Raw genomic sequence first — 13,811 nt, forward strand, 5'->3', positions numbered from 1 at the left:
CGCTGACCGCTCAGCTGACGCTGATCAGCTCCGCGTACTCCGGGGTGCAGAGGTCCTCGGTGCCGTCCGGCATGAGGAGGACGAGCTCCGGGTTCAGCGCCTCGACGGCGCCCTCGTCGTGGCTGACCAGCACGACCGCCCCGGTGTAGTTCGCGAGCGCGCCGAGGATCTCCTCGCGGCTCGCCGGGTCGAGGTTGTTCGTCGGCTCGTCGAGCAGCAGCACGTTCGCCGCGGAGACGACGAGCATCGCCAGCGCCAGCCGCGTCTTCTCCCCGCCGGACAGCACCCCTGCGGGCTTGTCGCCGTCGTCGCCCGTGAACAGGAACGAGCCGAGCACGCGCCGCGCCTCCGTCGAGGTGAGGTTCGGCGCCGCCGACACCATGTTCTCGAGCACCGACCGCTTGACGTCGATCGTCTCGTGCTCCTGCGCGTAGTAGCCGACGCGCAGGCCGTACCCCGGCTGCAGCTGCCCGGTGTCCGGCTGATCGACGCCGGCCAGGATGCGCAGCAGCGTGGTCTTGCCCGCGCCGTTCAGGCCCAGGATCACGACCTTCGAGCCGCGGTCGATCGCGAGGTCGACGGCGGAGAAGATCTCGAGCGAGCCGTACGACTTCGACAGGTCGGAGGCCATCAGCGGCGTCTTCCCCGATGGCGCAGGGTCCGGGAAGCGCAGCTTCGCGACACGCTCGACCTGACGGACCTCCTCCAGCCCGGACAGGAGGCGCTCGGCGCGGCGGACCATGTTCTGCGCAGCGACCGCCTTCGTCGCCTTCGCGCCCATCTTCGCGGCCTGCAGCTGCAGCGCCCCGGCCTTCTTCTCGGCGTTCTGGCGCTCGCGCTTGCGGCGCTGCTCGTCCGTCTCGCGCTGCTTCAGGTACTGCTTCCAGCCCATGTTGTAGACGTCGAGCACCTGCCGGTTGGCGTCGAGGTAGAAGACGCGGTTGACCACGTCGCCGACCAGGTCGACGTCGTGGCTGATGACGATCGCGCCGCCCTTGTAGGTCTTCAGGAACTCGCGGAGCCACACGATCGAGTCGGCGTCGAGATGGTTCGTCGGCTCGTCGAGGATCAGGGTGCCGGCGTCGCTGAACAGGATCCGCGCCAGCTCGATGCGGCGCCGCTGCCCGCCGGACAGCGTCTTCAGGGGCTGGTCGAGGATGCGGTCAGGCAGCGCGAGGTTGGAGGAGATGGAGGCGGCCTCGGCCTCGGCCGCGTACCCGCCGCGGGCGAGGAACTCCTCCTCCAGCCGGGCGTACCGGTTGATCGCCTTCTCCGCGACGGCGGGGTCCGCCGAGCCCATCCGCTCGGTCGCCTCCGCCAGCTGCAGCTGGATGGTGCCCAGCCCGCGCGCATCGAGGATCCGGGTCCTGGCGAGCTGCTCGGGATCGCCGGCCCTGGGGTCCTGCGGCAGGTAGCCGATCTCGCCGGAGCGGTCGATCCGGCCGGCCGTCGGTTGCGTCTCCCCCGCGAGCGTCTTCGTGAGCGTCGTCTTGCCGGCGCCGTTGCGCCCGACGAGGCCGATCTTGTCGCCGTCGCCCACCCGGAACTCGACGTCGGCCATCAGGGTGCGCGCACCGATGGTGATCTCGAGACCGTGCACGGCGATCAGAACGGACTCCCTTGATGAGATCGACGACGGATCGGGGCACGCCCTGTTCGATCGGCACAGAAGGCCGAGCGGGCAGCGCTCCTAGTGTAGTTCGCGGCCGGTGCCCGACCGGCCCCCCAAGGAGCCGCCCGTGTCCTCGATCCCGCTCGCCCCCGTCCGTCCCGTCCTCGCGGACCGCGTGCTGCCGCGGTCCCTCGTCACCGATGCGCTGCTCGTCGTCGGCGGCATGCTCCTCACAGCAGCGCTGGCGCAGGTCGAGGTCCCGCTCCGGCCGGTGCCCGTGACCGGGCAGACGCTGGCCGTGCTGCTCGTCGGCGCGGCACTCGGACCGGTGCGCGGCGCGCTGTCGATGGCCCTCTACGTGCTGGTCGGCGCGCTCGGCGCCCCGGTCTTCTCCGGCTTCGACGGCGGCACGGCGACCATCCTCGGCCCGACCGGCGGCTACCTGCTGGGCTTCGTGCTCGCGGCCGCCGCGACCGGCCTGCTCGCGCAGCGCCGCTGGGAGCGCGGGCTGCTCACCGGGATGCTCGCGTTCGTCGGCGGCTCCGGCGTGGTGTTCCTCCTGGGCCTGCCGTGGCTGAAGGCGTCGCTGGACCTCTCGTGGGGCGAGACGCTCGCAAGCGGGCTGTACCCGTTCGTGATCGGCGGCCTCGTGAAGGCGGCGATCGCTGCCGGCGTCCTCCGGGGCGCCTGGGCCCTGGTCGACCGGGCTGACGCGCGCAAGGACCGCTGACCGGCGCTTCGGCGCGCACGGCCACCGCGCGTCGAACCACCCGCTGGACGGGCGCCGTCGGGCCTCAGATCTGGAAGCCGATCGCGCGCATCATATCCTTGCCGTCGTCGGTCATCCGCTCCGGGCCCCATGGCGGCATCCACACCCAGTTGATCCGGAACCGCTCCACGTGGCCGTCCAGCGCCTGCGCGGTCTCGTCCTCGATCACGTCGGTGAGGGGGCAGCCCGCGGAGGTGAGGGTCATGTTGATGACGAGGGCGTCGTTCTCGTCGTCCCAGTTCAGGTCGTAGATCAGGCCCAGGTCGACGACGTTGACGCCCAGCTCGGGGTCGACGACGTCCTTCAGCGCCTCGGACAGCTCGTCGAAGCGCTCCGGCGCGAGCGGCGTGGGCATCAGGCGGTCGCCTCGGCCGTCAGGAAGCGGTCGTAGCCCTCGTCCTCGAGCCGGTCGGCGAGCTCGGGGCCGCCCTCCTCCGCCACCCGGCCGGCGACGAACACGTGCACGAAGTCCGGCTCGATGTACCGCAGGATCCGCGTGTAGTGCGTGATCAGCAGGACGCCGAGCCCGGTCGAGTCCTTCGCGCGGTTCACGCCCTCGGACACCACCTTCAGCGCGTCGACGTCGAGCCCGGAGTCCGTCTCGTCGAGCACCGCGAAGCGGGGCTTCAGCAGCTCGAGCTGCAGGATCTCGTGGCGCTTCTTCTCGCCGCCGGAGAAGCCCTCGTTGACGTTGCGCTCCGCGAACGTCTGGTCCATCCGCAGCGCCTCCATCGAGCCGCGGACGTCCTTGACCCAGCCGCGGATGGCGGGCGCCGTGCCGTCGATCGCGGTCTTCGCGGTCCGGAGGAAGTTCGACACGGTGACCCCCGGGATCTCGACCGGGTACTGCATCGCGAGGAACAGCCCGGCGCGGGCGCGCTCGTCGACGGTCATCGCCAGCACGTCCTGGCCGTCCAGCGTGATCGAGCCGGAGTCGACGTGGTACCGCGGGTGGCCCGCGATCGTGTACGCGAGGGTCGACTTGCCGGACCCGTTCGGGCCCATCACCGCGTGGGTCTCCCCCTCGGCGATGGTGAGGTCGACGCCGCGGAGGATCGGCTTCGTGCCCTGATCGGTCTCGATCGAGACGTGGAGGTCGCGGATCGCGAGGGTGGCCATGCTGTGTTCCTTACTCAGGCGGGGAGCTGATCGGCGGGCACGGGTGTCGGGTCGACGAGGACGTCGCCGCCCGACACGGTGACCGCGAAGACGGGGACCGGCTGGTACGCCGGCAGGGTGAGCGGGCGACCGCTCGTGAGCGAGAACTTCGAGCCGTGGGCCCAGCACTCGAGGGTGTCGTCCTCGACGAACCCCTCGGCGAGGGAGATGTCGCCGTGCGTGCAGGTGTCGCCGATCGCGAAGACGTCGCCGTTCGCGTCCTTGACGACGGCGATCGGGACGCCGCCGAGCACCACGCGGAGCGCGGAGTCCTGCTCGAGGTCGTCGATGCCGCACACGCGTTCGGCCGCCATCAGCGGTCCGATCCGGCGAGCTCGGCCTCGATCGCCTCCTGCAGGCGCTCCTCGAGCTCCGGCACCCCGATCTTCTGCACGATCGAGGAGAGGAAGCCGCGCACGACGAGCCGTCGGGCGAGCTCCTCCGGGATGCCGCGAGCCTGCAGGTAGAACAGCTGCTCGTCGTCGAACCGGCCGGTCGCGGACGCGTGGCCCGCCCCGGCGATGTCCCCCGTCTCGATCTCGAGGTTCGGCACGGAGTCGGCCCGCGTGCCGTCGGTCAGCACGAGGTTGCGGTTCTGCTCGTAGGAGTCGGTGCCGGTCGCGTCCGGGCCGATCAGCACGTCGCCGATCCAGACCGTGTGCGCACCGTCGCCCTGCAGCGCGCCGCGGTACTCGACGCGCCCCTTCGTGTGGTCGGCCTCGTGGAACAGGAAGACCTGGCTCTCGAGGTGCTGGCCCGCGTCGGCGAAGTACACACCGAGCAGGTCGCCGTCCGCGCCGGAGCCGGCGAGCACGACGGAGGGGTTGACCCGCACGACGCCGCCGCCGAACGACACGACGACGTGCTTCAGGTGGGCGTTCCTGCCCACCCGGGCGAAGTGGTTCGCGACGTGCTTCGCGCCGTCGGCCCAGTCCTGCACCGACACGACGGTCAGGTCCGCCTCGTCGCCGACCAGGATCTCGACGTTCTCCGCCAGGTGGGCGTCGCCGCGGTTGTCGAGGACCACGACGGCCTTCGCGAAGCGAGCGACGTCGACGATCGTGTGCGCGCCGCGCGCGGCGGCGCCGAGCGCGGTGCGGGTGACGGTCGCCGCGGCGGGCTCCTCGCCCGTGATGCGGACGAGCAGGGCCTCCTGGAAGGAGGACCAGGCGTTCGCGGCGGCCCGGTCCTCGGGGACGCCCGCGGTGCCGATCCTCGCGTCGTCCCGGCCGACCCAGGTGACCTCGGCGCCGCCGGTGGCGGTCGTCTCGACCTCGTACCGGGAGCCGTCGAGCGAACCGCCGATCAGGTCCTGCAGGTCCGCGATCGGCGTCAGCTTCCAGGTCGCCTCCCGGCCGGTCACCGGCGGGAAGGCCGTGACGTCGGTCGAGGCGAACCGGGCGTTGCGGGTCTGCACGGGCACGTCGCCGTGACCGGTCGTCGCGTCGGCGATGATCGACGGCCGCGTGCCGGTCCCGGTCACGACGGGCGTCGTGGTGCCCTGGGCGGGGTGCTCCGGGTCGGTGGAGAGCGTCTGCACCTCGGTCTCAGCGGTGTCCGCCACCTAGCCGACGCTCCCTTCCATGCCCATCTCGATCAGCTTGTTCAGCTCGAGGGCGTACTCCATCGGCAGCTCGCGCGCGATCGGCTCGATGAAGCCGCGCACGATCATCGCCATCGCCTCGTCCTCGGGCATGCCGCGGCTCATCAGGTAGAACAGCTGCTCCTCGCTGACCTTCGAGACGGTCGCCTCATGGCCCAGCTGCACGTCGTCGACCCGGATGTCGATGGCCGGGTAGGTGTCGGAGCGGCTGATGGTGTCGACCAGCAGCGCGTCGCACCGCACGGTGTTCGCGGAGTGGTGCGCTGCGGGATCCACGCGGACCTCGCCGCGGTACCCGGCCCGGCCGCCGCCGCGCGCGATCGACTTGGAGACGATCGACGACTGCGTGTACGGCGCCATGTGGATCATCTTGGCGCCGGCGTCCTGGTGCTGACCGGGCCCGGCGAAGGCCACCGACAGGGTCTCCCCCTTGGCGTGCTCGCCGACCAGGTAGATCGACGGGTACTTCATCGTCACCTTGGACCCGATGTTGCCGTCGATCCACTCCATCGTCGCGCCTTCGTGGGCGATGGCCCGCTTGGTGACGAGGTTGTAGACGTTGTTCGACCAGTTCTGGATCGTCGTGTAGCGGACGCGGGCGTCCTTCTTCACGATGATCTCGACGACGGCGGAGTGCAGGGAGTCGCTCTTGTAGATCGGCGCCGTGCAGCCCTCGATGTAGTGCACGTACGAGCCCTCGTCCGCGATGATCAGCGTCCGCTCGAACTGGCCCATGTTCTCGGTGTTGATCCGGAAGTAGGCCTGCAGCGGGATGTCGACGTGCACGCCCTTCGGCACGTAGACGAACGACCCGCCGGACCACACGGAGGTGTTCAGCGCGGCGAACTTGTTGTCGCCGGCCGGGATGACCGTGCCGAAGTACTCCTGGAACAGCTCCGGGTGCTCCTTGAGCGCCGTGTCGGTGTCCATGAAGATGACGCCCTGCTCCTCCAGCTCCTCCTGGATCTGGTGGTAGACGACCTCGGACTCGTACTGCGCGGCGACCCCGCCGACGAGGCGCTGCCGCTCCGCCTCCGGGATGCCGAGGCGCTCGTAGGTGGTGCGGATGTCCTCGGGCAGGTCCTCCCACGTCTGGGCCTGCTTCTCGGTGGACTTCACGAAGTACTTGATGTTGTCGAAGTCGATGCCGGTGAGGTCGGCGCCCCACGTCGGCATGGGCTTGCGCTCGAACATGGCGAGGCCCTTGAGCCGGTTGCGCAGCATCCAGTCGGGCTCGCTCTTGCGCCGCGAGATGTCGGCGACGACCTCCTTGGAGAGCCCCCGCTTCGCGGAGGCGCCAGCGGCGTCGGAGTCGGCCCAGCCGAACTCGTAGACGCCGAGCCCCTCGAGCTCGGGTCGGTCGATCAGCACGTCTGACATCAGTGGTGCTCCTCTCCTTACCGGTACCGAACAGGACGGCGGGACGCCGCATTCCGTCGGCTCGCGACGCATCGCGACGGGCGTCGGTGCCGTTCGGTGGCCCACGGCACGTCCTGGGCCGCGGGTCGCGGCCCGATGGGCCCGCCGCGGTCCGGGTGCGCTGGGCTCCGGCCGAACGCCGATCCTACTGCCGCGGGCCCCGCGGCAGGTGTGCCCGAGGCGATCAGCGGACCACCGCGGACGCATCCGCGCGCTCGTCGACGGCCTGGTCGCGGACCGGGACGACCCCGCCGAAGAGCGTCGGACGGGTGTCGAGCAGCACGCGGAGCACGCCGACCCAGACCAGGGCCGCGCCCAGCAGGTGCACGACCACCAGCCCGCCGGGCAGCGATGTCAGCGCCTGGACGACGCCGACGAGCGCCTGCGTGCCGAGGACCGCCAGCAGCACGACCACCCGACGCCTCGCGAGCGCGGTCGCGGCGCCTCCCGAGCGCAGCAGCACGAGCAGCAGCGCCGCGAGCACGATCGTCAGCACGGCGGTGACGCCGTGCACGGCGGTGACCAGGGTCCAGCTGACACCCATCCGCGGCACGTCGGCGGAGTCGCCCGAGTGCGGACCCGCCCCGGTGACGAACGTGCCGAGCAGCACGAGCACCGCGGTGACCGCGGTGAGCACCGCGGCGAGCGGCCGGGCCGGGCCGGTCACCTCCGTTGCCGCGGCGGACTGCCGCGCCCGGTGCCACGCGAGGGTCGTCGTCGTGAGCAGCGCGAACGCGAGCACGAGGTGCAGCGCGACCATGTAGGGGTTCAGCGCCACGAGCACCGTGATGCCGCCCGCGACCGCGTTGACGACGACGAGCCAGAACTGGCTCCAGGTCAGGCGGGCGAGCGTGCGCTGCCAGGGGCGCTGCAGGGCGGCGGCGACGATCGCCCACCCGACGGCGACGACCAGCACCGACGTGAGGGCACGGTTGCCGAACTCGATCGCGCCGTGGACGCCGAGCGCAGGCGTGGTCGTCAGCGAGCCCGCCTCGCACTGCGGCCACGTCGGGCAGCCGAGGCCCGAGCCGGTCACCCGCACGACGGCGCCGGTGACGATGATGAGGATGCTGACCAGCAGGGCGGCGGTGGTCCCCCAGGAGAGCGCGCGCCTGCCGAGCACGACGCGGTCGGCGAGCCATGCGAAGGGGGTGCGCGGGCGCGGCCGCGCGGCGCCTCCTGCCCCCATCAGCGGAGGAGGGCGTCGACGGCGATGCCGATGAACAGCAGCGACAGCGACCCGATCGAGGCGTGGAAGACGCGCATCGGCGCGATCCGCTCCCCCGCCAGCGCCCGCGCGTACAGCCGGTGGGTCTCCCACACGAACCACCCGCCGGCGACGAGCGCGGTCACGGCGTAGACGGGGCCCATGCCCGCGACGGGGATGAGCAGCAGGGTGCAGGCGAGCGTCGCCCACGCGTAGAGCACGGTCTGCAGCCCGACCTGCGACGGCGTGCGGATCGCGCCCAGCATCGGCACGCCGACCGACGAGTAGTCCTCGCGGTACTTCATGGAGAGCGGCCAGTAGTGCGGCGGCGTCCACAGGAAGATCACGACGAACAGCACCCAGGCCGCCGGCGACAGCGACCCGGTCACCGCGGCCCAGCCGATCAGCACCGGGAAGCACCCGGCCAGCCCGCCCCAGATGATGTTCTGGCTCGTGCGCCGCTTCAGCCAGAGCGTGTAGACGAAGACGTAGAAGCCGATCGCCACGAGCGACAGGGCCGCGGCCAGCCAGGTGGTCAGCAGGGTGAGCACCAGCGTCGACGCGACGGTCAGGACCCAGGCGAACCCGAGCGCCTGCGGCGGGGTGAGATCGCCGGTCACCAGCGGGCGGTGGCGGGTGCGGTGCATCACCCGGTCGATGTCCCGGTCGATCACCATGTTGAACGCGTTCGCGGCGCCGGCGGAGAGCGTGCCGCCGACCAGCGTCGCCGCGACGCGCAGCAGGTCCGGCACCCCGCCCGCCGCCAGGATCATGACCGGGACGGTGGTCACGAGCAGCAGCTCGACCACCCGCAGCTTCATCAGGGCGACGTAGCCCCTGGCCTGCCGGGCGATGGGGACACGTCCGTCCCGGGCGGCCTCGGCCTGCCCGTCCCCCGCCTCGACCGTGGTGCTCACTGCTGAGGATTCTAGGTGAATCGACCCCTGCACGAGGCCGCCGTCCACCTGACCGCGCCAGCATGGACGAGGCATCCGGCGGCCGTCCTGCCGTCAATAGACTTCCTGACGGCTGCCGTACAGCCACCGCTTACGAACTCCACCGACGGAAGGATCGTCGTGACCGACCTGCAGACCCGCACCACCTCCGAGCTCGACTGGACCGAGCTCGACCAGAGGGCGGTCGACACGACCCGTGCCCTGGCGGCCGACGCCGTGCAGAAGACCGGCAACGGTCACCCCGGCACCGCGATCAGCCTCGCGCCGCTGGCCTACCTCCTGTTCCAGAAGGTGATGCGCCGCGACCCGTCCGATTCCACCTGGCTCGGGCGGGACCGCTTCATCCTGTCGAACGGCCACTCGTCGCTGACGCAGTACGTGCAGTTCTACCTCGGCGGGTACGGCCTCGAGCTCGAGGACCTGCAGCAGCTGCGCCAGTACGGCTCGAAGACGCCCGGCCACCCGGAGTACGGGCACACGGACGGCATCGAGATCACGACCGGCCCGCTCGGCTCCGGTCTCGCCGCCTCCGTCGGGTTCGCGTACGCCTCCCGCTTCGAGCGCGGCCTGTTCGACCCGGACGCCGCGCCCGGCGAGAGCCCGTTCGACCACTTCGTGTACGCGGTCGCGGGCGACGGCGACATCGAGGAGGGCGTGACCAACGAGGCGTCCTCGCTCGCGGGCACGCAGCAGCTGGGCAACCTGATCGTCTTCTACGACGACAACCAGATCTCCATCGAGGACGACACCAACATCGCGCTGTCGGAGGACGTCGCGAAGCGCTACGAGGCGCTCGGGTGGCATGTGCAGACCGTCGACTGGAAGGCGGGCGCCGACTACCACGAGGACGTCCCCGCGCTGCACGCGGCCATCCTCGCGGCGCAGCAGGTCACGGACAGGCCGTCCTTCATCGTGCTGAAGACGATCATCGGCTGGCCGGCCCCGACGCTGCGGAACACCGGCAAGATCCACGGGTCCGCCATGGGCGACGCCGAGGTCGAGGGCCTGAAGGCGGCGCTCGAGCTCGACCCCGAGAAGACCTTCGACGTCGCGCCGGAGGTGCTCGCGCACACCCGGGAGGCCGTCGACCGGGGCAGGGCGCTCCACGCCGAGTGGGACGAGGGGTTCGACGCCTGGGCGGACGCCAACCCGGAGCGCAAGGCGCTGCTGGACCGGGTGCTCGCGGGCGACCTGCCCGACGACGCCTTCGCCGACGTCCCCGTCTTCCCGGCGGGCAAGGCGGTCTCCACCCGCGTCGCCTCCGGCAAGGTCATCAACGGCCTCGCGAAGCGCTTCCCGGAGTTCTGGGGCGGATCGGCCGATCTCGCCGAGTCGAACAACTCGACCATCGAGGGCGTCGGCAGCTTCCTGCCGCCGGAGCGCGCGACCGCGATGTGGAAGGCGAACCCCTACGGGCGCGTGCTGCACTTCGGCATCCGCGAGCACGCGATGGGCAACATCCTGAACGGCATCGTGCTGCACGGGAACACCCGCGTCTTCGGCGCGACGTTCCTGATCTTCAGCGACTACATGCGGCCCGCCGTCCGGCTCGCGGCGCTGATGAAGGCGCCCACGATCTACGTCTGGACGCACGACTCGGTCGCCCTCGGCGGGGACGGACCGACGCACCAGCCGGTCGAGACCCTCTGGGCGCTGCGGCTCATCCCGAACCTCGACATCATCCGCCCCGGCGACGCGAACGAGACCGCCGCCGCGTGGCGGCAGATCATGTCGCGCCGCATGGGCCCGGCCGGGCTGGCGCTCAGCCGCCAGAACCTGCCGGTGTTCGAGCGAGGCGACGGTGAGGCGTCGGGCGACACGTACGCCTCGGCCGACGGCGTCGCGAAGGGCGCCTACGTGTTCGCCGCGGCGAGGAACGGCACGCCCGACGTGGTCCTGATCGCCACGGGCTCGGAGCTGCAGGTCGCCGTCGAGGCGCGCCTCAAGCTCGCCGAGGAGGGCATCGACGCGCAGGTGGTGTCCGCGCCGAGCCTCGAGTGGTTCGACGAGCAGACCCCCGAGTACCGGGAGTCGGTCCTGCCGGCGGCCGTCAAGGCCCGGGTCTCCGTCGAGGCGGGCGCGACGCTCGGCTGGCACAAGTACATCGGCGACCAGGGCCGGGCGGTCGGGATCGACCACTTCGGCGCGAGCGCCGATGGGGACTTCCTGCTGCAGGAGTTCGGCATCACCACGGAGCACGTCGTCGCCGCCGCGAAGGAATCCCTGGGCCGCTGACGCGGTTCTCCCGAACGAATCCAAGGAGCTGACATGAGCATCACGGACACCCAGACCGAATCGAACACGGCCGCCCTCTCCAAGGCGGGCGTGAGCATCTGGCTCGACGACCTGTCGCGGGAGCGGATCACCTCGAGCGGCCTGCAGCGGCTGATCGACGAGAAGAACGTCGTCGGCGTCACGACGAACCCGACGATCTTCGCCGCGGCGCTGTCGAAGGGCGAGTCCTATGACGAGCAGGTCGGGCAGCTGAAGGGGAAGGGCGCGGACGTCGCGACCGCGATCTTCGAGATCACGACCAAGGACGTCTCGGACGCTGCGGACGTCTTCGCCGGCGTGTACGCCGCGTCGAACGGCTACGACGGCCGGGTGTCGATCGAGGTGTCGCCCGAGCTGGCGCACGACACCGACGCGACGATCTCCGAGGCGAAGCGGCTCTGGAGCACGATCGAGAAGCCGAACGTGATGATCAAGATCCCCGCGACGGTCGAGGGCCTGCCCGCGATCACCGCGGCGATCGCGGCCGGCATCAGCGTCAACGTCACGCTGATCTTCTCGCTCGAGCGCTACCGGGCCGTCATCGAGGCGTATCTCGAGGGCCTCACGCAGGCCGCTGCGGCCGGCGTCGACCTCTCGACCATCCACTCGGTCGCCTCGTTCTTCGTGTCCCGCGTGGACACGGAGATCGACAAGCGTCTCGACGCGATCGGCACGGACGAGGCGAAGGCGCTCAAGGGCAGGTCGGCCGTCGCGAACGCGCGCCTCGCCTACGAGCTGTTCGTCGAGGCCTTCGGCACCGAGCGGGCCATCGAGCTGCAGGAGCAGGGCGCGAACCGCCAGCGTCCGCTCTGGGCCGCCACCGGCGTGAAGGACCCGAGCCTCCCCGACACCTTCTACGTCGTCGACCTCGTCACCCACGGCGTCGTGAACACGATGCCGGAGAAGACGCTCGACGCGGTCGCGGACCACGGCGAGGTGCATGGCGACACGATCGTCGGCAAGTACGACGAGGCCCGCGAGGACCTCGAGAAGCTGAAGGCGGCGGGCGTCGACATCGACGAGGTCACCGCGCTGCTCGAGCGCGAGGGCGTCGAGAAGTTCATCGTGTCCTGGCACGAGCTGACGGACACGGTCGCGAAGGCGCTCGAGTCCGCCTGATCCCGGACCGCGGAACGGCCGGCGCCCACGGGCGCCGGCCGTCTCCATGACAGGAGGTCGCATGACCGCTCCCCTCGTGAGCCCCGGCTCCAACCCGCTGCGGGTCCCCTCCGACCGCCGGCTGAACCGCATCGCCGGGCCGTCCGCGCTGGTCATCTTCGGGATCACCGGCGACCTCGCCCGCAAGAAGCTGATGCCGGCCATCTACGACCTCGCGAGCCGCGGGCTGCTGCCGCCGGGTTTCGCGCTGGTCGGGTTCGCGCGGCGCGACTGGACCGACGAGCGGTTCGTGCAGGTCGTCCGCGAGTCCGTGCAGGCCTCGGCCCGGACGCCGTTCCGCGAGGAGGTCTGGCAGCAGCTCTCCCGCGGCATCCGCTTCGTGCAGGGCACCTTCGACGACCCCGCGGGCTACGACCGGCTGCGGGAGACGCTCACGCGGCTCGAGGAGGAGCGGGGCACGCTCGGGAACGCCGCGTTCTACCTGTCGATCCCGCCGAAGGACTTCCCGCAGGTCACCGAGCACCTGTCGCGCGCCGGGCTCGCTGAGCAGCGCGACGGCCGGTGGCGCCGGGTCGTCATCGAGAAGCCGTTCGGCTCCGACCTCACCACGGCGCGCGAGCTCAACGCCGTCGTCGAGCGGGTCTTCCCCGCCGACGCGGTCTTCCGCATCGACCATTACCTGGGCAAGGAGACGGTGCAGAACATCCTGGCGCTGCGCTTCGCCAACCAGCTGTTCGAGCCGATCTGGAACGCCAACTCCGTCGACCACGTGCAGATCACGATGGCCGAGGACATCGGCGTCGGCGGGCGGGCCGGGTACTACGACGGCATCGGCGCCGCCCGCGACGTGATCCAGAACCACCTCCTGCAGCTGCTCGCCCTCACCGCGATGGAGGAGCCGGTCTCGTTCGACGCGAAGGACCTGCGGGCGGAGAAGGAGAAGGTGCTCTCCGCCGTCCGGCTGCCCCGCGACCTGGGCGCCGCGACCGCGCGGGGGCAGTACGCGTCCGGCTGGCAGGGCGGCGAGCGGGTCGTCGGCTTCCTCGAGGAGGACGGCATGCACCCCGCCTCGACGACCGAGACGTACGCGGCGCTGAAGCTCGAGATCAACACCCGCCGCTGGGCCGGCGCTCCCTTCTACCTGCGCGCCGGCAAGCGCCTCGGCCGCCGGGTCACCGAGATCGCCGTGGTCTTCAAGCGCGCGCCCCATCAGCTCTTCGCGGAGAGCGGGACCACCCCGCTGGGCCAGAACGCGCTGGTGATCCGGGTGCAGCCCGACGAGGGCGTGACGATCCGCTTCGGCTCGAAGGTGCCGGGCGCGGGCATGCAGGTCCGCGACGTCACGATGGACTTCGGCTACGGCCACGCCTTCACCGAGGCGAGCCCGGAGGCGTACGAGCGGCTGATCCTCGACGTGCTGCTCGGCGACCCGCCCCTGTTCCCCCGGCACGAGGAGGTCGAGCTGTCCTGGATGATCCTCGACCCGGTCGAGCGCTTCTGGGCGTCAGCCGGGCAGCCGGAGCAGTACCGCCCCGGCACCTGGGGACCCTCCTCCGCCGATGCCCTGATGAGCCGTGACGGCCGCGTCTGGAGGCGCCCGTGATCGTCGACCTGCCCGACACCACCGTCGCGAAGGTGAGCCGCGCCCTCGTCACGATCCGCGAGGAAGGGGGCGCCGTCGCCCTCGGCCGCGT

The 13,811-nt window shown here is 71.2% G+C and carries 12 protein-coding genes and 1 pseudogene; 5 read left to right on the forward strand and 8 right to left on the reverse strand.

The window, feature by feature from the left end; translation table 11 throughout:
- Positions 1-10: 10 nt before the first annotated feature.
- On the reverse strand, positions 11-1,609 hold the full coding sequence (locus ACFE60_RS12225; RefSeq protein WP_375389146.1) for an ABC-F family ATP-binding cassette domain-containing protein: 1,599 nt from the start codon (positions 1,607-1,609) through the stop codon (positions 11-13).
- A gap of 130 nt (positions 1,610-1,739) precedes the next feature.
- On the opposite strand from ACFE60_RS12225, the gene ACFE60_RS12230 reads away from it, so the two are divergent.
- Positions 1,740-2,342, forward strand: coding sequence for a biotin transporter BioY (locus ACFE60_RS12230; RefSeq protein ID WP_375389136.1), 603 nt, complete (start codon positions 1,740-1,742; stop codon positions 2,340-2,342).
- Positions 2,343-2,406: 64 nt separating this feature from the next.
- On the opposite strand, the gene ACFE60_RS12235 is transcribed toward ACFE60_RS12230, so the two are convergent.
- The 7 genes from ACFE60_RS12235 to ACFE60_RS12265 form a co-directional block, all read right to left on the reverse strand.
- Positions 2,407-2,736 (reverse strand): metal-sulfur cluster assembly factor, encoded by a 330-nt coding sequence (locus ACFE60_RS12235; RefSeq protein ID WP_375389137.1) that lies wholly within the window; start codon positions 2,734-2,736, stop codon positions 2,407-2,409.
- Positions 2,736-3,500, reverse strand: a complete 765-nt coding sequence (gene sufC / locus ACFE60_RS12240; protein WP_375389138.1) for a Fe-S cluster assembly ATPase SufC — start codon at positions 3,498-3,500, stop codon at positions 2,736-2,738. Before sufC ends, ACFE60_RS12235 begins: the two co-directional genes overlap by 1 nt.
- 14 nt (positions 3,501-3,514) lie before the next feature.
- Positions 3,515-3,853, reverse strand: a complete 339-nt coding sequence (locus ACFE60_RS12245; RefSeq protein ID WP_375389139.1) for a non-heme iron oxygenase ferredoxin subunit — start codon at positions 3,851-3,853, stop codon at positions 3,515-3,517.
- A complete protein-coding gene (gene sufD, locus ACFE60_RS12250) occupies positions 3,853-5,022 on the reverse strand; it encodes a Fe-S cluster assembly protein SufD (RefSeq protein ID WP_375389147.1) in 1,170 nt (389 codons plus the stop codon). Before sufD ends, ACFE60_RS12245 begins: the two co-directional genes overlap by 1 nt.
- An 81-nt stretch (positions 5,023-5,103) precedes the next feature.
- Positions 5,104-6,522 carry a Fe-S cluster assembly protein SufB gene (gene sufB, locus ACFE60_RS12255; RefSeq protein ID WP_375389140.1) on the reverse strand — a complete coding sequence of 473 codons (1,419 nt, stop codon included), beginning with the start codon at positions 6,520-6,522 and terminating at the stop codon, positions 5,104-5,106.
- A gap of 223 nt (positions 6,523-6,745) precedes the next feature.
- The gene (locus ACFE60_RS12260; protein ID WP_375389141.1) at positions 6,746-7,750 is read right to left on the reverse strand and encodes a heme A synthase; all 1,005 of its coding nucleotides are present in this window, start codon (positions 7,748-7,750) and stop codon (positions 6,746-6,748) included.
- Positions 7,750-8,685 (reverse strand): heme o synthase, encoded by a 936-nt coding sequence (locus ACFE60_RS12265; protein ID WP_375389142.1) that lies wholly within the window; start codon positions 8,683-8,685, stop codon positions 7,750-7,752. Before ACFE60_RS12265 ends, ACFE60_RS12260 begins: the two co-directional genes overlap by 1 nt.
- Before the next feature lie 159 nt (positions 8,686-8,844).
- Here ACFE60_RS12265 and tkt point away from each other — a divergent pair, with 159 nt between their 5' ends.
- The 4 genes and pseudogenes from tkt to ACFE60_RS12285 form a co-directional block, all read left to right on the forward strand.
- Positions 8,845-10,959 (forward strand): transketolase, encoded by a 2,115-nt coding sequence (gene tkt / locus ACFE60_RS12270; protein WP_375389143.1) that lies wholly within the window; start codon positions 8,845-8,847, stop codon positions 10,957-10,959.
- 33 nt (positions 10,960-10,992) lie between these two features.
- A complete protein-coding gene (tal, locus tag ACFE60_RS12275) occupies positions 10,993-12,117 on the forward strand; it encodes a transaldolase (RefSeq protein WP_375389144.1) in 1,125 nt (374 codons plus the stop codon).
- A 61-nt stretch (positions 12,118-12,178) separates the two neighbouring features.
- Positions 12,179-13,720: a glucose-6-phosphate dehydrogenase gene (gene zwf, locus ACFE60_RS12280; RefSeq protein ID WP_375389145.1), complete on the forward strand. Its 1,542-nt coding sequence runs from the start codon at positions 12,179-12,181 to the stop codon at positions 13,718-13,720.
- A pseudogene (locus ACFE60_RS12285) lies at positions 13,717-13,811 on the forward strand (OpcA protein); the annotation flags it as partial. The gene zwf and the pseudogene ACFE60_RS12285, both read left to right, overlap by 4 nt.

The sequence above is a fragment of the uncultured Amnibacterium sp. genome (genome assembly GCF_964245895.1).
Classification (GTDB): domain Bacteria; phylum Actinomycetota; class Actinomycetes; order Actinomycetales; family Microbacteriaceae; genus Amnibacterium.

Excerpts from the sequence above, each read along its gene's own strand:
- ACFE60_RS12235 (WP_375389137.1), bottom strand. The coding sequence starts at position 2,736 with ATGCCCACGCCGCTCGCGCCGGAGCGCTTCGACGAGCTGTCCGAGGCG.
- sufC (WP_375389138.1), bottom strand. The coding sequence starts at position 3,500 with ATGGCCACCCTCGCGATCCGCGACCTCCACGTCTCGATCGAGACCGAT.
- ACFE60_RS12245 (WP_375389139.1), bottom strand. The coding sequence starts at position 3,853 with ATGGCGGCCGAACGCGTGTGCGGCATCGACGACCTCGAGCAGGACTCC.
- sufB (WP_375389140.1), bottom strand. The coding sequence starts at position 6,522 with ATGTCAGACGTGCTGATCGACCGACCCGAGCTCGAGGGGCTCGGCGTC.
- ACFE60_RS12260 (WP_375389141.1), bottom strand. The coding sequence starts at position 7,750 with ATGGGGGCAGGAGGCGCCGCGCGGCCGCGCCCGCGCACCCCCTTCGCA.
- tal (WP_375389144.1), top strand. The coding sequence starts at position 10,993 with ATGAGCATCACGGACACCCAGACCGAATCGAACACGGCCGCCCTCTCC.
- zwf (WP_375389145.1), top strand. The coding sequence starts at position 12,179 with ATGACCGCTCCCCTCGTGAGCCCCGGCTCCAACCCGCTGCGGGTCCCC.